Raw genomic sequence first — 20,067 nt, 5'->3', positions numbered from 1 at the left:
AAATTTAATGTGCTGAACAGGTTCCTTGACCGTCGCTTTTTTGCAGCTCATTTTTTATAAGTCGTGCCACACTTTCTTGAACTGTTTTTGAAGTAGAGTCAAAGTAAAGATCCAGTCCGGCTTGTGCAAACCCTTGTGCAGGAGAACCTCCTATTCCAGAGACAACTAAAGCATCAGGATTTAAACTCATAATATTGGCTACTGCATTACCGCAGGCTCCTCCGCTGTGACCGGGATTTTCTACTCCCTCTACATCAATCATTTTGTCATTTTCTAATGTAATAATTGTGTAAAATTTTGCTTTTCCAAAGTGTGCACCTATTTTTGACAAATATCCCATATTCTCATCTGTTGGATAAACTATTCTCATTTTTTTACTCCCTATTTTTGAAATTTTGTTAATTTATTGGCAATAAATGCGCTATAAGCTTCTTTAACCGTCATGTCACCTGCGTCTACATACATGGTTACTTTTGATTTTTTTAATATCTCTAAAGCTTTGTTACCGGGTCCATTTCCGGTTATAAGGATATCGGGATTGAGTTCAAGCACTTTTTTTGCCGCCTGAAGTCCAGCTCCGTGTTCCATTGTCTCCGTATCCGCATTAGAGATAAAACTTAAAGAATCATCCTCCTCATTATACACAACAAGTGTGTCAGTTCTTCCAAATCTTGGGTCCATTAAAGAATCCCAGCTCTCACCCTTTGCCGTAAATACAATTTTCATTTTAACTCCTTAGTATATTTTTTATGTATTGCCAACTTTTTTCAATCTCTGTTTTAAGACTGCTATCGCCATATTCTATAATCGTTTTTGCTTGAGAAAGAGCTTTTGCAAATGTTTCATCATAGGCAATTTTTGTTATAAGAGTGATATCTTCTTCTTCTAAAAAAGCCTCAATCTCTTTGGTTACATCTATATTTAAATCATACTTGTTGATAATACAAGCAGCTTCTATATTGAAACTTTTAACCAGTTTATAAACTCTTTTAAGATCATGAAGTCCCGAAACGGTTGCTTCCGTAACCAGCAGTGCCAAATCTGCCCCGCTTAAGGAGGAGATAACAGGACATCCCACACCGGGACTTCCATCAACAATCAAAAACTCTTTTTTATTTGCCAAAGTTAGTTTTTTCGCTTCATTTTTTACTTTTGCCACGAGCTTTCCGGAGTTCTCTGCTGCAAAACCAAGTTTTGCATGTACCATTTCGCTTTGGGCTTTTGTCATGGAGAGATAAAAATCTCCGACTTTTTGTGTTTTCATATCAATTGCTTCTACCGGACAGATTCTGGAACAGTACCAACACCCTTCGCACGAAATAGGATCAACACGATGCTGATCATCTATCACATGAATAGCATCAAATCGGCATACCTCTTTGCACTCTCCGCAATTTATACAATTCTCTTCGTCGATAACAGCTATCTCGCCGCTATAAAAATCCTCCTGATATCTAAAATCAGCTTCCAAAAGAAGATGCATATTTGCAGCATCGACATCACAATCAGCTATAACGGCATTCTCTTTTTCAAGATAGGCAAAGGATGCAGCAAAAGAGGTTTTACCGGTTCCCCCTTTACCTGAGATAATGACTACCTCTTTCATTTGACACCCCCGACAAACTCTGCTATCTGCTTTAATGCGGTTTCAAACTCTTGAATTTTCGGATAAATCAGCTCGCCTTTGGAGTAAAGCTCGGCGACTCTTCTGTCGTTTGGAATTTTGGCAATTATAGGGATACCCTCGGCATTACAATACTCTTCTACACCATTGTCGCCGATGCCATGGCGATTGATTACTACACCAAATTTTTGACATAAAACTCTCATTGTTTCTACAGCAAGCTTGAGATCATTGAGTCCAAAAGGGGTCGATTCGGTTACCAATATAACAAAATCGCTTCCGCGGCTCGCCTCAATGACCGGGCAGGAAGTTCCCGGAGGAGCATCAAAGAGCTTGATGGTGTCTTGTGAAAATTTTTCATCTATATACTCAATGACCTGGCTGATAAGAGGGACAGCCTGCTCCTCTCCTATGTCTAATCTTCCCTCAACAAAATCTAAATTTTCAGTTTTAAAATGCTTTAATTCGCCAATTTTTTGCGGTATCATTGGAAGAGATTCAGTCGGACATAGTTCTGAGCAGGCATAACAGCTATGACAAAGTTCCGGAAATACCAAAATTTCGTCACCTACTTTTATAACTGCATTGAATCTGCAGACCTCTTCACAGTTGCCGCATAAAGTACACTCATCTTTTTTCCATTGAGGTACCATTTTGTCGCATGCTTTTTCAAAAATCAGATTCCCCTCGATAAAGAGTTTGGAATTTGGTTCTTCAACATCCAGATCCGCGAGCACAACATCTGCCTCTTTTGCTAGATAGGAAGAGAGATTTGTAGAAATGGTAGTTTTACCAGTCCCGCCTTTTCCGCTTGCTATAGTTATCTTCATTACAGGCTTCCAGTGCCTCTACCAAATCCCATGCCACGACCTCCTCTTGCACATCTTCTTTGCATAAAACTTGACCCTCTTTTTATATAACTCTCTTCATCTCTTAGATAATTGGTATTTATATCCTCACTTCTTTTTTCATTTCTGCCAAGGCCCATGCCGCGACCTTTTCTTATGCCTCTTCCTTGCATAGCACTCAATCCTCTTTTTGTATACATCTCTTTACCTCTCTCATCATTATTTGTAAACATATCTTTTTTGCTAAGTATATTCAACACTGTTTCTATATCTTTTTCCTGTGCTTCATAGGCTGTGATTGCTAATTGTTCAAGATTTTGTTTTAACCCTTGTGAGTAAAACTCCACTGCAGCAAAAATATCAATATTTTTTTCTGACAAAAATTGTGACAAAATTCTGCCCGTACCAAAGTGTCTTTCTCCTGCTTTTGAAATCGGCAGATTCTGCTGTTTTACCATTTTTAAAATCGGATTTTCGATTACTTCAACTCTTTTTTCATTTTCATAGATAACAATTTTTTTACAAAGACCGATATGTTTTGCTATTGTTTGTTCATTGTTCGTTGGAAATGCTACTCTCATTATATGATTCCTTTGTATGAATAATAATTGCTTTTGCATTTAACAACGCATCTGCAATTTTTCGTCTTGCACTCTCAATCGTTCGGGAAAAAGTAGTTCGTGATATACCCATACGATCAGCACACTCCTGTTGATACAAACCCAAAGAATCACTCAATCTTATAGCTTCCATCTCTTCTTCAAACAGTACTACATACTCAAGCGATTTTTTGCATACACCACATGGCTTAAAACAGATATCACTATGATCTTCATCTACTCTTCTGTGTTTTCTTTTTCTGCCAAATTGGTTCATTGTTTTTTCCTTTAATTTTGAACATATGTTCAATTTCAGCTGTAATTATAATGTGCATATTTTCGTTTGTCAAGTAAAAAATCATTTTATTTTTTAAATATTTTATTTATTATTTATTTTTATAAAGAAAAATCAGTATTTTTTTGTTATCATTTTTAAATCTTATAAAGGAGTACAGATGAAAAAATTTGTTTTACTTATAGCTTTGTTTACCTCTCTGGTTTTCGCCCAATCTGCAAAAATGGTTGAAATTATTTCGGAAAATACAGTGAAAATAGACAAAGACGGTGTTGAAAAAAAGATTCACTTAAGTGGAATAGAACTTTTTGCAAAAGCAAATAACAGCAAAGAAACCATTCAGCTTGTAGATTATAATAAAAGAGATGAGTTAAAAAGAGAAGCTTTGTCATATATGAAAAAAATGTTTCCTGAGGGCGTAGATCTTTCATATCAAATTTTTTCTAAAGATGAGCATGGTCTTGAATATGTGTGGATAAGCAACAATGATTTTAACTACAAGATAGTTAGAGATGGCTATGCTTTGACTGATGTTGAAGATCCAAGTCTGCCAACCGGATTGAAAAATAGAATGTTAATTGCTCAAAACTACGCAAAAGAGAATGGCATTGGACTTTGGGGTAAATATAAAGAGATGAAAGCACTTGAAAATCAAGATATAGAATCTTGCGGATGTGGATTTACTCAAAAAAAAGATGTTGCGTCAGATATACTTAAACAACAACAAAGAGGGCTTTAAAAAGTTTGTTATTACTTTTGCAAATGAGTCTTGTTTGTAAAGATACTATAGTTATTCAAGTTCATCTTTATTTACAAGACCTTGAGCAAGAAGCTCTTTTATAACAATTTCTGTCATATCGCTTTTAAATTTAAATTCATAGCGGATATCCATAACATAAGCTTTTATCTTCATTTCTAAAAAAGATTTGTGCTGATAGATTCTGTTTGTAAATAGTACTTCAATGGGTTTGTTGAGATAGATATATCTTGAAACCTGAGCTGTTTCGATGGCAACTTTACGGATTTTGTCCATGGGAGCATCGATGGGGAGCATTATTTTTGCAACTACTTGACAGTATAGTTCGCCTGAATTACTGTTGGATACCGATGTGTTCATAAGCTCCATATTTGGAACAATAACCATTGAATCATCAGGAGTTACGATGCGCGTTGCCCGCAGACCGATATTTATAACTTCACCGTAATTTTCTCCGACTTCAATCTTGTCCCCCACTTTAAAAGGACGGTCAAACAGAAGCATAATTCCGCCAAATATATTTTTGAGCAGGTCCTGTGTTGCAAAACCTACGGCAATGGCTACGGATGCCAATGCCGTCATAAGCATCTCCATTGGCGGATGATAGATCACTTTTACAATTATAACAATAACTGCTGCCCAAAGAGCAATTCTGATAATAGGAATTAGACCTTTGATGGTTATTCTCGCTTTTGAACTCTTTTCGGCAAAAAATTCAAGTGCTTTTGTAAAGAAAGTTATAAAAATATATGCGATAACAAAAAAGAGCAGTGTCCAAAGAATTTTTGAAACCGAGATAATCGCAATCAAATCCATTGGATCAACCTTTGAAGCATCATCTTTTTGCAAAATATCTGCTGCATAGAGGATATGTGTAAAAAAAGTTAAAAAGAAAAGTATTATAAATTTCATATAAGTATCCCGTTTCAGTGAATAAAATTTTTAGATGAGAGATAATTATGAACTTGTTTGTATATAGCCGGATTTATATTGTACTTTTTATACGGCTGAATGAGCAACCCTTTTTCAAGCATAGGCATAAGTATTTTACGGCACTCTTCAGATGATTCATTCATTACAATAGCAAAATCATGCAGAGTCAGCCCATCATGGAGCATAAGTGCTTGCAATGTAAAGAGAGATTTAGCCGAGAGATTTTTAATAAATGAGTAGTCAAGATCTTCTATCTCTTTTACAAAGATAGTTTGTTCATCAATTTTGTCAATTGCTCTGACCCAGTAGAGTAAAGCAAGAGATATATTTCCATATGAGAGTTTATATAGTAGTTTAAAAAATCTCTCTTCCAGATAAGGCTGTTTTTCATCATCATCTAATTTTTCAAATATTTTACTCTCTAAAGTATCTTCTTGCGGTATAAACTCTATTGTAAGATCTTCATACTTGTTTCTTCTAAATAATATCTCTTTGATAATCTCATGATTTAGCTCTTCCATGGCTATTTCGCTTGTAAAGTAGTTTGAAATGGAGATTGTTTTATCAAGATAGCTCCATGTTTCAGGTGTAAAATTTCCAATCCAAAGTACTTTTTTTGTCGTGTAGGAGATAAGTTCAAAGAGCAGTTTTATGCTCTCAAATCCGCCTACTTTTTTTAAAAACATATGATGGAGATTTTCTATAATAATTATTTTTGCACTTTGCGAATTATTTAAAAAATCTATCAGCTCTTTATTTGTAGTAATATTTTGTGTATTTAAAAGAGAGTTGAAAAATTCAAAATAGGACTCTTTTGTGTAGATTTTTTCATGCATTTCACCTCTAATGGTGTCTATTTGTGGAATTTTTTCTAAAAAATTATTGAGCAGAGAAGTTACCCCGGACCCTTTTTCAGCGATTAGGGCGCATGTTACAAAACGGTTTTTTGTCCAGTTTGTAAAAGATTTTTCAAGTTTTTCTATTTCATTTTTTCTATTTACAAAAAAATATTCTTGCGCAGGTTTGAGTTCATAAAGGTTTTTATAATTTTGCGGCAGCTCTTGCAAAGCAGATTCTGTTTCTTGAATAAATTCGGATAGTTCAAAAGAGATAGGTTCTTTTTTATCTACTATACCTATTGATTTTTTAAACTCTTTGATTTTATCTTTAAAAAATGATAAAAATTTTTTATTTTTTGATTCGTTAGATTTATCGCTCATACAACTAACCTTTTTTATCAAATTTGGATTTATTTTAGCATATTTATTGATATTTGCAGAAGTTTATGTTTTTTAAAAAAGAGAGAAAGAGGGAGAAACCTCATCTAAAGAAGTAGATGAGGTGTAAAATCAAACCTTAATAAAGGTCTTGATTTGGGTGATTGGTTTTAATGCCCTCGGTGTTGCCGCCGCTGTTTGTGTTGTAAGTTACAGTATTGTCAGCTTGAAGAGCACCTAGTGTTAATCCGATTAGTAAAATAAATGTTTTCATTGTGTATCCTTTGTTAAGAGAGCCTTACCCTCTACTGTTTTTAAATCGGAGTAATTTTATCCGATTTAACTTTTGACTCTCTTATACTTTTATAATTAGCGTTTCTGTTTAAGTTTTTTTTATGCTTAAAAAATGGATAAAAAAGTAATCATTTTGTAATGAAGACAAACTATAATATTTTATTTAAGCCCTAAACATACAATAAAGATTGATATGTGTTGGCGATATTTTTTAAAAAATTTAAATTAATTGAGGAATTTATATGTTAAAAGTATTATTTGTTTGTGTGCATAATAGTGCTCGCAGCCAAATGGCAGAAGCTTTTTTTAATCTATATGCAAAGGATGTTGACGACACAGCCCAAAGTGCAGGAATTAAACCCGGTAAGCTTAATCCTTATGTTGTTCGTGCTATGGCTGAAAAAGAAGTTGATATTTCAGATAATACTCCAAAGGCGGTGTTTGATCTTTATAAAGAAGGAAAAAGATTTACCCATGTGATTGCTGTGTGTGATGAAGCATCACAGCAGTGCCCAATTTTTCCAGGTATAAATAAAATTATTGCTTGGAGTTTTTCTGATCCTTCAAGCTTTAAAGGAAGTGATGAAGAGATTATGCAAAAAGTGCGTAGCGTCCGTGATGAGATTGAAGCAAAGGTCAAAGATTTTATTCAAAATTCTTAAGGGTTAAATATATTTATATATTAACATCATTTATAATATTTATTAATGATAACTATTTTATTGGGCATTTTGTCCTATTTTTGCCAGAATTATATGTTATCATTTTAATAAATTTAACAAAAGGATGTATTAGATGAAAGTGAAAAATATTGTACTCTATACACTATTAACTACATCTACATTGTTTTCTCAATCAGGGGAAGAGTTTTTTAACAAATATTGTGCAGAGTGTCATACTACCATACTGGGTGTGGATGAATCCGGCGGTAAAATTAAAAATATATATGGCGCACCGTATGCCAAAGATGTTATTCATAAATTAAAAACTGAAACCAAAACAAAAGAAGAATTTATAAGTTTTATAAAAGACTACATCAATGAACCTGACAAAAGAAAATCTGTTTATGGAAAAAAAGCTATTAAGCAGTTTGGTCTTATGCCTTCTTTAAAAGGGGCTATGACAGATAGTGAATCAAGCATATTGGCTGAATATCTTTATAGCGATTATGGCAAAGAGCCACAAAAAACAGAAGAAAAAGTTGTCTCTTATGAAAAAGATGAAAAATCGGCACAGTTGGAAAAAGCAAATGAAGAGCTTTTTAACAAATATTGTGCAGAGTGCCATGTTACCGTGCTAGGTGTCGATGAGTCCGGCGGCAAAATTACAAATATACATGGCGCACCATATGCCAAAGATGTTATTCATAAGTTAAAAACTGAAACCAAAACAAAAGAAGAATTTGTAGATTTTATAAAAGATTACATCAACGAGCCTGACAGAAGAAAATCTATTTATGGAAAAAAAGCTATTAAGCAGTTTGGTCTTATGCCTTCTTTAAAAGGGGCTATGACGGATAGTGAATCAAGCGGATTAGCTGAATATCTTTATCATAAGTATGATTGATAAACTTTATGTTTATCAACAATCTGCTTTAGCTATATTTTTTAAGTAACATAACAGGCGGTAAATCTGCCTGTTTGATATCTATATCACCTAGCTCCTTTACTCTTGAATCACTTGCCCTTTTAATACCAATAAAGCGGATAATGTCTTTTGGTGTTGTTTGAGAGATTGTTTATTAAAAGTGCAACAAGAAGCATAATAAGAGCCCCAGTGGCAATAGGAGTGATAGGATACAACCATTCAAGAGACCTTATATCATCACTCCCTATAACATAAATAAGTGCTGTCGCACCACCTGGAGGATGCAAGGTGAGAGTGAAATGCATTAATAAAATGGATAAAGATACACTAATGGCGCAAAGAGTTTCAAATTCTAATATATTTCCAAAAAACTTCACTAAAAAAACAGATACAAAAGCGGAGAGTATATGACCGCCAAGAAGGTTTCTAGGCTGAGAAAAAATGGCATCCGGTGCACCGTAAACAAGTACTGCAGAAGCTCCGAAAGAACCAAGTAAAAAAAAGCCATCTTGCGGTGAAAAATATTGGCTGAATTTTGAGAGAAGATATATGCTTATAAAAGCACCGAAAGTTGACCAAAGTATTTTACTGATGGGCTTTCTTGTAGGGCGTCTCTCTTTTGAACGCATTCTTGTAAGATATTTTCTCAAATATGTATCTCCAATAGAAAAATATGGCGAATGATAAACCTTTTTTACATAGGTTTGGCTGATATAAATCAACTTTTTTGACTTTTTATTTAATTATGGGTAAGATATAATTAAGTTGAAAATCACATAAGAGGAGATAGTATGTATAAACGAATTTTAATTGCAAGTGTTCTTGCTTCTACTTTGCTTTCAGGAGCTGCAATAGCGTCAAGTCATGGCAATATGGGCGGCTCTTCCATGAGTAACAAACAAGATGAGGGAAGTCACAATAAACAAAAGAAAGAGTTCGTCAAAAAGGTTGTTAATGCCGTCAGTAAAACAGGTATTAATGCTGTACAAGCTCAAAAAGTGACTGATGCAATCAATGTTTACAAACAGGCAAAGGTTAAAATAAAACAAAAAGGACCTGTTTGCCCTCTTGAAGCTTTTAAAGGAAACAGTTTTGATAAAAAAGTATTCAGAGAAACCATGCTAAGCAAACCTGATGCTATGATTAGCGCTAGAGCAAATATGCTTGAAAGTATTTATGCTATCCTAGATAAAGAGCAGAGAGAAATTTTCACGCGTGAGTTTACAGCGCACATGATCGAAAAAACTATCAAAAAGAACATGATCAAAGGATACATGCTTCCAAAACGCAATATGATGCAGCAACAGCAGCAATAAATTGTCAATGCAAAGACTCTTTAAAGAGTCTTTGAAAACTTCAATTGGAGATTGTTTTAATATAAAGAGAAGTTTGCAGTGGTTGACTTCTGCCGCGTATAAGGCGACAGAAAAATTTTCTAAAACTTGTAAGCTAAACCGAAGTTAAAAGTATCAGTAGTAATATCTGCATAATCATGACTATATGAAGAACTAAATACTGTTATTTTATCATCATAAAGCCTTACATAGTCTGCAAAGAGGGTAAGTGAATCATTGATAGCATAAGAAGCTCCTACACCATAAGAGAATGAAGTATCTGAAAAGTTACGATGCGCATACTCTTCACCATTGGATATATAAGTTAAATCATAATTCATCAGCGCAAAACCAAGCAATCCATATACATCAAATCCGTTTGCTACCGGATACATTGGTTTAAGGTAAAGCCCCATTGCATCAAATTTTGTTTCAAACGAATCGTCAGGATCACTGCTCCAGTTTTCTAAATCTTGCCAACTTCTACCACCGGTAGCCTAGTAGCGTGTTTCAACTGCAATATAAGGGTTGAATTTATATCCAAGCTGTAACATAGCTCCTACATGGTCTGTATCTCCTTTAGCCATATCACTATCCTCTTCGTAATAATAATAGTGTGATTTGGCTGCAAACTCATTTTGAATTGAACTGACTGCTGCACCAACATAAAATCCTGTGTTAGTACTCTCACTTGCTACAACAGATGCACTTATTAAAACTAATGCGGCTACTGAAAATGTAAACTTTTTCATAATATCTCCTTTTTTATGTGTTATTACAATAGCATAAAAATATAATTATTTTTAAAATATTTTTGTAAACCTACAATCAATCTAATTTTTATGTTTCATAATTTAACATATAGTTAAAAACTGCATATAATCAATATATTTTTGTTGCAATTATCATCTTTGTACAAGAAGATTTGGCACTTGTTCTATTTTTGAGAAAATTTTTTCTATTTGTTTGCTTATGTTTTCTATAAATTGTAAATAATGTCTTTTCAAGTTATAGTTATCACTTGACCCTATAAGTGCTGTAAGCAATTAGTCAGTTGTCTAGTTATTTAGGATTTCCACTCCATATTTTTTTCAAAAACAGAGATTAAAATCTCTTTTAAACTCTCTTTTATCTCTGTACTCAGTTCACTTTTGTTGCAGTATATAAAAAATGGAACGGTGTTGAGCATCGACTTTTTGAGTCTTTTTCTCAGGGTGGAAACTTCGTCAATGGGAACTAGGTTTTTGCCGCTAAAGAGAGTGAAATCTTTTGAGATTCCAAGATTAAAAGAAACAATCTGATAGGATAAAAAAAGAGAACTGTTTTTTGCTTCATGGTGTAAGACAAAGTTTTGCAAAGAGTTTTTTAAGATGGTGAGTTTAGACTCGCAAATATAGCCAAAACTTTCACGAAATTGATACTTTTGTGTTGTACTAAAGTTGAGTACATCGTAGAGGTCGTTTAGATTTTTCCAGATGGAGTGAAAATATTTTTTGCCAAAAAGAACCTCTTCAAAAATCATAAGCATTTTTTGTGTCTCTTTTTGTTCTGAATATTTGAGCCGAAAATACTCCTCTTTAAAGAGCGAAATAAGCCAATTTTCATCCATAAGACTTATGGTGTCGAGTCTTTTTGCATTGTCTGTGGCATCCAAAAATTTCCAGAGCATTGAAATATCGTTTAGTTTTTGCTCTTTTTGTTTTGTAAAGTACTCTTTAGATAGATAAAGAATAAGATTTTCAAGCATCGCATCTTTTTTTGCTATCTGATGGTTGAAAATCACTTTTTTGTAGAGATTGAAACGCATCTCTAACATATGTTCTATATCTAAAATAGCGCTGTCAAAAAAAGAGAGATGATATATATCTTTATTTGAAGTTAAAACTGCCTGTTTAGTGATTCGAAGCAGATCAACTGCTCCGCTGATGTAGCCGCTGGCGAGCATATCACGGTTTACATAGTCAAGTCTGTCCGCATCAACACTTGAATCGATAAAAGAGTGTAACATTGCAAAATCAAATCCACCGAATTTTGTATCTTGCAAGATAAAATCCACTAATTTATAGATAAGTTGTATATATTTTTTATCAATAATTTGCTCAAAACTTTGAAGAATTTCATACTCAAAAAGCATTTTTGTAAACTCTATCCCCATCGCTTCATGAAGAACTTTGGAGTTTTTTTCGGTGATATGTTCGTAAAATAGTATAAAGTTTTTCTCTTCTTTATTGAGATTAGAGCAAAGCAGAAGATTTTCATAGATATTTTGCATTGCATATTCGCTTTGATGTGAAAAGGGCAAATGTCCCACATCATGTAAAAGCCCTACAAGTCTTAGTGCTTGAAGTGATAAAAGATAGGCATACTTCTCTTTGGGGTTCTTAAGAGGTATAAGAAATTGGTAGAGCGCATCATCTTCAAAAAGATTACATTTTTGGATTTTACTATCAATTTCAAGCCTGGATTCTATTTTTTTTATGGCTTTGTAGAGATTTTTTAAAAAAAGAGACCTCATCTCGCTTTTTGCATTTAAAAGCGCGCCTTTGTACATGTGCGAAGCTAAGTGCATTGTTCCTAAACTATGTATATATCTTTTAGTATTGATAGATGGAAAAGCAAAGTAAGCCAGTGCATTTTGCGTGATAAACTGCAAGCGGCTTAAAACTTTTGTTTGAAGTATTTCTCCCTCAAATTTTGTGTATTCAATATGGCTGTAAATGGTATCGTTTATAAACTTATTTGTCATTAGACGAAAATTCTCTCGCTAAACTCTGCAAATTTTCCGCGCACCGCTTTTTCAAGCTCTATAGCAAACATGCCAAGCTCAGGGTGTGTTGCTCTCGTCTGTTTTAAAAGCGTTGTCAGACCGTTGTTGTATTTGTTAAGATAGAGATTGTCTATCTGTCTGTTGGAGCCGATAACGATTGCCATGCAGCTCTCATCAAGTCGTGAGAGGATAAGCTGTGTCGTCTTTTCACTGCTGTTTTGCCACTCATCCATAATAACGATAGCTTCACTTAGCGTGCGTCCTCTTGCCTCTCCCGGCCAAAGTGTTTGTATGTCATATCTTGCTATAAGCTCCTCTGTTTTAGAGCGGATAGATTCGGGATTTTCGGCGTTTATTCCATTTTTGAGTCGCTTTTTTGCTATAAACTCCATGGTATCGCTCAGTGCCATATTGTAGATGCGAAATTTTTCATCATTTCCCGACAAAAAGCCTACTTCTGCTCCTCTGTCGATAGATTCTATAGAGTTTCGCACATAGACTATTTTGTCGTAAAGCCCTTTATCCACAAGTCTCATCGCTGCCACAAAAGACATAAGTGTTTTACCGCTTCCGGCTTTGGCGTCGATTACAAGCAGGTTGTAAACATTTTCAATTATGGCTTTGACAAAAAATTTCTGTTTCAGGTTTGCAGGTTTGACAGCAAGAGGGTTGAAATCGCTCTCATCCATAACCATCACGCGCTCGTTCGCAATGATTCCATATGCGCTGTTTCCATCACTTGACTCAAATGTATAACAAAAATTCTCCGGCTTGTATTGACCATCTATCTCTTTAATACTTTGAAGATTTAAATTGTTAAAGTAGATGGACTCAAGCGGCGTGCTTTTTACAAAAGAGAAGTCAGGAACCTCGCTCTTGTCATCATTTAGTGTTTGGGTTTTAATGTTTTTAAAGAGTGCGAATGTTCGAGCATAGATATCGATAGAGATAAAGATGACCTTCTGCCCTTTATAGTAATCTCTTGCAACCTCGGCAACTTCTATAATCCTTTTGTCATTGCTCTCGGAGATGTGGTGTTGCTCTATCTGGGTATCGTAGCTCTCTTTTGAGATAATGTGAATAATTACATCGCCTTTATAGAGTTTGACAACTTTGTAGTTTTTCTTATAATCTATCTCTTTTATTTTGGTGGAGGCTAAAAATCTTGCAAACTCTCTTGAGTAGTAACCAAGTTCGTTTGTGAGTTTCTTTTTATCTTCAAGTTCAAGCAGTACCGTCTCAGGTATCACAACTATGTTAGAACCATTATCGCTCAGGGTATCTATATTTTGCAGATTTTGCAAAATAATGTTGGTGTCTATGACATAAACTTTATCTTTTTTCATGTCAAAATAGTAGAAGATATTTATTACATATGGGTTACGCTGCAATCTTTCATGATTTCTTTCCAATCAAGGCTAAACTTCTTTTTTACATAGGCTCTATGGTGCGGAACGGTGCATTTTGAACAGTCTTGATGGATGGCTCCACTTCTGCCGATGGTGGAACCGTTGTTGATGTCGCAACGGCTTAGTATCTTTAATCCATTGTACTCACCAAGCCCTTCGTCGTTAAATCTAAAGTGCGGACAACCGCAGAGGTAGCAGTTGAGTTTTTCTATGTCGTGGCATTTGCGGGATTCTATGTAAAGCGGGCAGAAGTCATTCTCCTCTTTTACCATATTTTCAAAATCAAAATAGTCTATAATCTCATTTTCGCTTAAACCGTGCACTACGAGCTTCTCGACTATCTTTTTATGTTTTGCGGCGTGTTGTTCAAACCACTCTTCGTAACTCATGCAATCACTCCTTTTTTCTTTGTTTCAAGTCTATCATATAATGCTAACATATTATGGTAATCGTTATGAAACTCCACATCTATAAAAAAATCTTCTCCGTCCAAAATCCGCACCGCTTTTTCAACTCTAGCTTCTGTAAATACGGCATAAAGCCCCTCTTTGTACTCTTCAAAATCAAGCCTCGCTTCACGCATGCGGATAAGTTCTGCAACCACATGTCCGAGTCTATTTTCTCCAAACTCTAAAAGTTCAAGCGCCTCTTCCAGTTCGCCCAGAAGGAGATGGTTTTGCGCTTTAAACTCTGCCATCGTAAAGTTGTTTTCAAAGATAACGCCGATGTACTTCTCCATGCTTAGAGAGTTGTCAAGCGACTCTATTTCATCTAAAATATCTTCAGGGTCATATTCACTAAAGTTTAAAACCATATCACGGATTAGCTTGCCGCTGTTTTTGTTGTTATAGACCAAATCCTCCATAGGATAAACCTCAGAGATACTCGGAATAAGAACCTGACATGAATAAAATCCGAGGTAGTCATACTCTCTCATGTAAATCTCTCTGTCCATCTCTTTGGCGATGTTTGTTAAAAATTCAAACTCATCCTGAGTGCCGCTTCCGCTGTATCTCCATGGCGCAAACTCAAAACTCTTTTTTGCGCTTAAAAATCCAAACCCGAGTTTCCCATTTGAATCCACAAAATGAGACTCTAAGTTGAAGCTGTCCGCTACTATACTCATGTCAAAAGTAGGAGTCTCAAAACTCTCAAGACTCTCCAAGTCACGCCCCTGCATAAGCTCCGTCATGGTTCTCTCCAAGGAGACTTCCAAAATCGGATGCGCACCGAAAGAGACAAAAAGCGTTGCATTTTTGGGGTTTATAAGCGAGATGGCAGTCACGGGAAACACTCCGCCGAGTGAGGCATCAAGAACTTCTACGATATAGCCTTTTTCTCTTAGAGTCATAACATCGCTGTAAACTTTTTCAAATGAGGCGAGAACATCGGTGGGGAACAGCGGCAGCGCATAACCGTTTTTGATAATCTGAAGTTTTGCATATCGTTCATATATCTCGCTTAACGCTTGAACTTGAGCCTCTTTTGGCGTATTGCCAGCCGCCAAACCGTTGCTTACATAGAGGTTGCTTAGAATATTTATGGGAAAATAGATGCTTTTGTTATCGGAAAATTTTTTAAAAGGCAGAGTTACTATTTTGTCTAAGTAATCGCTGTTGTAGTCCACCAAATCCTCATCGCCGAGTTCGCCATTTGGGTCGTAAATGTTTAGAAGCTCATCATCTAAAAAATCTCCGCCAAACTCAAAAGCCGCTTCATCGGGATAGAGTTTGCGGGAGGGAAGATAAAAATCGCTAAAAAAGTTGTTTGTCTGAAGCCGCTCGATATATTCGCCCAAAGCGCTTGCCATGGATGCTTCGCTTGAGACTCCTTTGCCGTTTGAGTAGATGTGCTCTGGTGCCTCTGTTGAGCTTAGATTTACGGAGTAACAGTTTTGCAGTGGATGTTTCTCTTGTGAAAAAAGAACCTTGCAGCCGACATCCTCCAAAACTTTTTGCATCTTTGCGATGGACTCCTCCAGCGGAGCGGTTTTTGATAAAAGATTCACTATTTTTTCCTCATTATAAGATATATAAAAAACGGTCCGCCGATAAGCGCTGTTATTATCCCGATGGGCAGTTCGCTCTGCGTGGATAAAGCCCTTGTTATTGTGTCACAAAAAACCAAAAAAAGTCCCCCCAAAAGAGCGGTTTTCATTATGCGTCTATTTACAGTGCAGGGGTGGAGTTTTGCGACAATATGCGGTGTTATAAGTCCTACAAAGCCGATAGGCCCGCTTATGCTTACAAGCGTGCCGATAGCAAAAGAGGAGACGACAAGAAGTACTCTCGTTGTTTTTTTGGTATCCAAACCTTTTAGTTTCGCACTCTCGTCCGAGATGCCCAAAAGTTGAAGCTCAAAGCGGTAGATGTAAACAGCGCTAAGTAAAACAGCGGCTATAAAACCCACCATAATTGGATTTTGCCATCCGATGACGGAGAGTGAACCCATCGTAAAGCGGATAAGCATATCGTTTTGGATTGCACTCCCCAGATAAAAAACAATCATAAGAGCAGAGGTGTAAAAGAGCGAGAGAGCGATTCCAAGCAGCAGGAGCGACTCATGGTGTGCATTTTTTAGAAATTTTGAGAGATAAAGAAGTAAAAAAACGCTAAAGAGCGCGCCGAAAAAGCCAAATAGATGAATGGCGCCAAGACCAAAAAAGAGGCTTCCCAGACCAAGTTTTATGGCAACTCCCGCACCCAAAACAGCGCCGCTTGAGATGCCCAGCGTGTAGGGCGTCATAAGCGCATTGCGAAAGAGTGTTTGAAACAGCAGCCCGCTAAGAGCAAGGATGACTCCCGCAAAAAAAGCAAACAAAACCCGCGGCACTCTAAGCTCAAAAAAGATGCTTGAAGCAAGAGTGGAGAAGTCAAAAATCTCAGCCATTTCAAGTTCTACCGCGCCGACAAACGGAGAGAGTATAAAAACACACAGAAGCAAAAACCAAACCAAATATTTACCCATACTTCACCGCCAGCGAGAAAAACTCAACTCCCCAAAGCTCTTTTAATACCTCGTCGTCGAAAAAATCCCTTCCGTAGAGATGCGCTTTTTTCTCTTTTATAAAAGCGATGGGGTTGTCAATATAGCATGCCAGATGCAGATCATGAGTGATGAGTATCACTTGATGCGTCTCTTTTAGCTTTTTTATATAGTGTGCGATTACTTTTGAGTTGTGCGGGTCAAGGTTTGCAGTCGGTTCGTCAAAGATGATGATTTTGCTCTCCTGCGCTAGTGCCGCAGCAATGAGGGAAAGCTGCTGTTCTCCTGAGCTTAAAGAGGCAAGAGTGTGCTCTTTTAGATGTTCAAGCCCTAAGAGTTTTATCTTTTGCGCAGCTATGACTCTATCCTCATGTGAATACTCGAAAAAGTTTTTTTTATAGGCAAATCTTCCAAGCAGCACAAAATCCTTCACGGTTATAAACGAGTCGTAAATCTCAAGTTTTGCGGGGATGTAAGAGATAGTTTTTGCCATCTCCAAGAGTGAGAGTTCTTTTGCGTCTACGCCATCTATGTAGATTTCTCCCCCGTAAGAGACAAGAGCGCAGATGGCACGAACAAGAGTGCTTTTTCCCGAACCGTTCGCACCGAGTATGCTAAGATGAGACTCTATCTCCATGTTGATATCTTGCAAGATTATATTGCTGCCGTAACTGCATGAGAGGGATTTTAGCTCAATCATCTGTTCATCTCACGGCAGAGGCGCTCTATAGTTAGGGCTACTCTATGCGAAGGTATGTGAATATAACTCTCATCCACTACCGTTATGAGTCTGTTTTTACTCGCGTTAGTAGGAAGTGAGTGCCATGCACTCAAGGCTTTTTCTTTGTCAACCGAACTGTTTGAAGCGTCTGAGTGGAGTATGATAATCCGGTCGGGGTTTAGAGCTATAACATTTTCATAACTTAAAACGGGTTGGTTAGTTTGGTTAGCATCATATGCGTTAGTGTTGCCGCAGAGTGTGATGATGTCGTCAAAAAAGATGTCGTTGCCCGCTATATAGATACCGCTTCGTAAATCTTCATGCAGACCGTAAACTATCATGACTCTATGCGGTTTTTTGCTCTTAGGAGCATTTTTTATAGCATTGTCAATATCTTTTATAATCTCTTTGGAGCTTACATGCAGCTGCTTGGCAACTGTTTTGATGGAATTTTTTATATCGTTAATGGTTTGGAGTTTGAGCATTAAAGTTTCTATCTTAAATCTTTTTAGTTTCTCTAAAATCGCATGACTAAAATCCTGCCCGATAACCAAAGTGGGGGATAGCGCTATAATCTTCTCCAAGTTTGGAGCTGAATTGCCGCCTATAACAGGCAGATTTTGAGCCTCTTTTGGATAGAGTGAAAACGCACTTGTTGCAACCAAATCATCCCCTTTTTGCAAAGCATAAACTATCTCCGTAATAGAGGGGCTAAGAGAGATAACTCTTTCATTAGCAGTGAGTGTGAGCGTAAAAAGCAGTAGTAAAAAAATAGTTTTTATGCTCAAAGCATTATCCTTAGAGTTTTAGTTTAAACCCTGCTGTCGCAGTTGTAGTAAAGTTTATAGGGTAGATGGCGTCATCTCGTATCCATAAACCGTTCTTTTGGTTAAACAGATTGTTTATTTTAGCGAAAAGTTCCAAACTATCTTTTGTATAGGTTAGAGATACATCAGTACTTTTGTACGCCTCCTGCTTTTGGGCAAAGTCGTTATTGAAGTCGTCTGCCGCATATGCTTCTGAGCGATATACCTGCGTGAGTGCCAAAGTAATGTTTTTGTTTGGAAGGTAGCTGAGTGTCGCTTTTATGTTATGGTCTGAAACACCCGGCAGATCGTTACCCGAATAGTCCCCTTCTTCGTCAATAATTGCTCTGACATAGTTATAGTTGAGCGCAATATTAAACTCATCCGTTACCAACCACTTGTTATAAATATCCAAACCATACTTATATGATTTGTCAATATTGGTGTTTGTCCAAGTTAAAGGGCTTAGATAAATCTCATCTTTTAAATCGATATAAAAAAGAGAAATTTTAAACTTGTTGTTTGAGTGAATATTGTTGTAGCCAAGAGTAAAACTATCTGTTTGCATTGGGTCTATGAAACCGTTGAAACTAACATTTCCAGACCACTCTTTATTGAAAAATCTGTCAATGTCAGGAGCCTGATAAGAGTGTGCATAGTTTATAAAAAGAGAATTTTCTTTGTTAAAAGTATAGTTATATCCAAGCTCTGCACCGTATAGCGAATGGTCATCTTTAAGTGATAAAGTCGTATCTCTGTATTTATATGATACTTCTTCGACTCGCATTCCTGCTTTTATAGAGTGGCTTTTAAACATAAAATTACTTATAACAAAACCTGCAAGATTATCTTTGCTTGTCTCATTTTCATAAGCTCTTCGTTTACCTTCAAAACTATCAATCCCTGCAACAACTGCTATATTTTTATTTTCGTAATTGAAAGCGGCTTTGCCAGAGTTGTATACATAATCGGCAACAGATGCGTAAGTTATATAGTTTGACTCTTTTTCTTCACGGCTTGCATCAATATTTAGAGAGAGATTATCGCTCAGGTAGTAACTAAATCCTCCATTTATAGTATCTGTATCAAACTCTTGCTCAGTTGCACCCCAATTTGCAGCTCCTGCTTGTTTCGGGTCATCGTTATACTCATCAAGCGTTAAGTAGCTTGCATAGATGAGATCCATTCTGGCGTAGGAGATACCGGCTCTAAGTTCCAAATCTTCAATAGGAGCGTATACAGCATGAAAATCAGCACTTTTTAAACTGCTTTCATCTTTGTCTCCGTTGCTGTTTATGGTTCGGATACCGTCACTATTTTGTATTTCTGCGTTTGCTGAGATAGATAATTTTTCATTGCTGTGTCCTAGATAAAAAGAGCCATCGATTACGCTGCCGCCGTAAAGAGTTATCTCTTTGTCCCTGTTTTTTTTGGTGATTATATTGATGGCTCCCGCATTTGCTCCATCTCCGCTGTTTACGATACCGCTGGACTTTATAATCTCTAGGCGCTCGATGGAAGAGGGAGAGATAGAAGAGAGTAAGGATGGAACCATATCTATATTATTGATTTTTCTACCATTAAGTGTAATAACAATGTTTTGATATCCATCGTTGATGCCATATCCTCTAAAGTCTAATTTTTGAGAAAATGAGTTTCCGTAAGAGGGCATAGCAATAACAGAAGTTTGCTGATTTAAAAACTCATAAACATTTTGTACATGTGCGTTTTGTATATCTTCAGCTGTATATATCTCTACTGCGTCGGTTGATTTTAACTCGTCTGTTTTTATTGCCGTTGAAGTAATATTGAGAGGCTCTAGCTCAATCGTTTGAGCGACTAATATACTTGAAGTAAGCAGTGACAAAAATATCTTTTTTTTCATTATTGT

22 protein-coding genes and 1 pseudogene are annotated in these 20,067 nt (G+C 36.3%); 4 read left to right on the top strand and 19 right to left on the bottom strand.

Annotation, left to right across the window (positions count from 1 at the left end):
• Positions 1-4: 4 nt before the first annotated feature.
• The 6 genes from CVO_RS09090 to CVO_RS09065 are packed head-to-tail and all read right to left on the bottom strand — an operon-like array spanning position 5 to position 3,348.
• A complete protein-coding gene (locus tag CVO_RS09090) occupies positions 5-370 on the bottom strand; it encodes a NifB/NifX family molybdenum-iron cluster-binding protein (RefSeq protein WP_152298531.1) in 366 nt (121 codons plus the stop codon).
• An 11-nt stretch (positions 371-381) separates the two neighbouring features.
• Entirely contained in the window at positions 382-726 is a 345-nt protein-coding gene (locus tag CVO_RS09085) for a NifB/NifX family molybdenum-iron cluster-binding protein (protein ID WP_159571795.1), read from the bottom strand.
• A gap of 1 nt (position 727) precedes the next feature.
• Positions 728-1,606: an ATP-binding protein gene (locus CVO_RS09080; RefSeq protein ID WP_159571792.1), complete on the bottom strand. Its 879-nt coding sequence runs from the start codon at positions 1,604-1,606 to the stop codon at positions 728-730.
• Positions 1,603-2,454 (bottom strand): ATP-binding protein, encoded by an 852-nt coding sequence (locus tag CVO_RS09075; RefSeq protein ID WP_159571789.1) that lies wholly within the window; start codon positions 2,452-2,454, stop codon positions 1,603-1,605. The genes CVO_RS09080 and CVO_RS09075 overlap by 4 nt, the downstream gene beginning before the upstream one ends.
• Positions 2,454-3,053: a NifB/NifX family molybdenum-iron cluster-binding protein gene (locus CVO_RS09070; protein ID WP_159571786.1), complete on the bottom strand. Its 600-nt coding sequence runs from the start codon at positions 3,051-3,053 to the stop codon at positions 2,454-2,456. The genes CVO_RS09075 and CVO_RS09070 overlap by 1 nt, the downstream gene beginning before the upstream one ends.
• Positions 3,025-3,348 carry a DUF134 domain-containing protein gene (locus tag CVO_RS09065; RefSeq protein WP_152298536.1) on the bottom strand — a complete coding sequence of 108 codons (324 nt, stop codon included), beginning with the start codon at positions 3,346-3,348 and terminating at the stop codon, positions 3,025-3,027. The genes CVO_RS09070 and CVO_RS09065 overlap by 29 nt, the downstream gene beginning before the upstream one ends.
• Before the next feature lie 178 nt (positions 3,349-3,526).
• On the opposite strand from CVO_RS09065, the gene CVO_RS09060 reads away from it, so the two are divergent.
• On the top strand, positions 3,527-4,105 hold the full coding sequence (locus CVO_RS09060) for a thermonuclease family protein (protein WP_159571783.1): 579 nt from the start codon (positions 3,527-3,529) through the stop codon (positions 4,103-4,105).
• A gap of 51 nt (positions 4,106-4,156) precedes the next feature.
• Here the strand turns inward: CVO_RS09060 and CVO_RS09055 are convergent, their stop codons facing one another.
• The 3 genes from CVO_RS09055 to CVO_RS09895 all read right to left on the bottom strand — a co-directional run bounded on the left by CVO_RS09055 (position 4,157) and on the right by CVO_RS09895 (position 6,547).
• Positions 4,157-5,035 carry a mechanosensitive ion channel family protein gene (locus CVO_RS09055; protein WP_152298538.1) on the bottom strand — a complete coding sequence of 293 codons (879 nt, stop codon included), beginning with the start codon at positions 5,033-5,035 and terminating at the stop codon, positions 4,157-4,159.
• 14 nt (positions 5,036-5,049) lie between these two features.
• Positions 5,050-6,276, bottom strand: coding sequence for an ATP-binding protein (locus CVO_RS09050; RefSeq protein WP_159571780.1), 1,227 nt, complete (start codon positions 6,274-6,276; stop codon positions 5,050-5,052).
• Positions 6,277-6,412: 136 nt separating this feature from the next.
• Positions 6,413-6,547, bottom strand: coding sequence for a hypothetical protein (locus CVO_RS09895; RefSeq protein ID WP_256365630.1), 135 nt, complete (start codon positions 6,545-6,547; stop codon positions 6,413-6,415).
• Between the two features lie 262 nt (positions 6,548-6,809).
• Between CVO_RS09895 and CVO_RS09045 the strand changes: the two genes are divergently transcribed.
• Positions 6,810-7,229, top strand: coding sequence for an arsenate reductase ArsC (locus tag CVO_RS09045; protein WP_152298540.1), 420 nt, complete (start codon positions 6,810-6,812; stop codon positions 7,227-7,229).
• Between the two features lie 133 nt (positions 7,230-7,362).
• Positions 7,363-8,133 (top strand): c-type cytochrome, encoded by a 771-nt coding sequence (locus tag CVO_RS09040; protein WP_159571777.1) that lies wholly within the window; start codon positions 7,363-7,365, stop codon positions 8,131-8,133.
• A 122-nt stretch (positions 8,134-8,255) separates the two neighbouring features.
• On the opposite strand, the gene CVO_RS09035 is transcribed toward CVO_RS09040, so the two are convergent.
• The gene (locus CVO_RS09035; RefSeq protein WP_152298542.1) at positions 8,256-8,804 is read right to left on the bottom strand and encodes an HPP family protein; all 549 of its coding nucleotides are present in this window, start codon (positions 8,802-8,804) and stop codon (positions 8,256-8,258) included.
• A gap of 141 nt (positions 8,805-8,945) precedes the next feature.
• On the opposite strand from CVO_RS09035, the gene CVO_RS09030 reads away from it, so the two are divergent.
• Positions 8,946-9,470, top strand: a complete 525-nt coding sequence (locus CVO_RS09030) for a hypothetical protein (protein ID WP_152298543.1) — start codon at positions 8,946-8,948, stop codon at positions 9,468-9,470.
• Between the two features lie 119 nt (positions 9,471-9,589).
• Here the strand turns inward: CVO_RS09030 and CVO_RS09920 are convergent.
• From CVO_RS09920 to CVO_RS08980, 9 genes and pseudogenes are all read right to left on the bottom strand, one after another.
• Positions 9,590-10,240, bottom strand: a pseudogene (locus CVO_RS09920) (porin family protein).
• Positions 10,241-10,554: 314 nt separating this feature from the next.
• On the bottom strand, positions 10,555-12,234 hold the full coding sequence (locus CVO_RS09015) for an HD domain-containing protein (RefSeq protein ID WP_241690968.1): 1,680 nt from the start codon (positions 12,232-12,234) through the stop codon (positions 10,555-10,557).
• Positions 12,234-13,646 carry a PhoH family protein gene (locus tag CVO_RS09010; protein WP_241690967.1) on the bottom strand — a complete coding sequence of 471 codons (1,413 nt, stop codon included), beginning with the start codon at positions 13,644-13,646 and terminating at the stop codon, positions 12,234-12,236. Before CVO_RS09010 ends, CVO_RS09015 begins: the two co-directional genes overlap by 1 nt.
• Complete coding sequence (locus CVO_RS09005; protein ID WP_159571768.1) at positions 13,625-14,053, bottom strand: hypothetical protein; 429 nt, start codon at positions 14,051-14,053, stop codon at positions 13,625-13,627. The genes CVO_RS09010 and CVO_RS09005 overlap by 22 nt, the downstream gene beginning before the upstream one ends.
• Positions 14,050-15,672, bottom strand: coding sequence for a YcaO-like family protein (locus CVO_RS09000; RefSeq protein WP_159571765.1), 1,623 nt, complete (start codon positions 15,670-15,672; stop codon positions 14,050-14,052). The genes CVO_RS09005 and CVO_RS09000 overlap by 4 nt, the downstream gene beginning before the upstream one ends.
• Entirely contained in the window at positions 15,672-16,631 is a 960-nt protein-coding gene (locus CVO_RS08995; protein WP_152298547.1) for a FecCD family ABC transporter permease, read from the bottom strand. Before CVO_RS08995 ends, CVO_RS09000 begins: the two co-directional genes overlap by 1 nt.
• Entirely contained in the window at positions 16,624-17,349 is a 726-nt protein-coding gene (locus CVO_RS08990) for an ABC transporter ATP-binding protein (protein ID WP_152298548.1), read from the bottom strand. Before CVO_RS08990 ends, CVO_RS08995 begins: the two co-directional genes overlap by 8 nt.
• The gene (locus tag CVO_RS08985; RefSeq protein ID WP_159571762.1) at positions 17,346-18,158 is read right to left on the bottom strand and encodes an ABC transporter substrate-binding protein; all 813 of its coding nucleotides are present in this window, start codon (positions 18,156-18,158) and stop codon (positions 17,346-17,348) included. Before CVO_RS08985 ends, CVO_RS08990 begins: the two co-directional genes overlap by 4 nt.
• Positions 18,159-18,168: 10 nt before the next feature.
• Positions 18,169-20,061, bottom strand: coding sequence for a TonB-dependent receptor (locus CVO_RS08980; protein ID WP_159571759.1), 1,893 nt, complete (start codon positions 20,059-20,061; stop codon positions 18,169-18,171).
• Positions 20,062-20,067 lie beyond the last annotated feature (6 nt).

Source organism: Sulfurimonas sp. CVO (genome assembly GCF_009883775.1).
Lineage (GTDB): Bacteria > Campylobacterota > Campylobacteria > Campylobacterales > Sulfurimonadaceae > Sulfurimonas > Sulfurimonas xiamenensis.
Note: the sequence above shows the minus strand (reverse complement) of the source record. Positions and strands in the feature narration are given on the sequence as shown.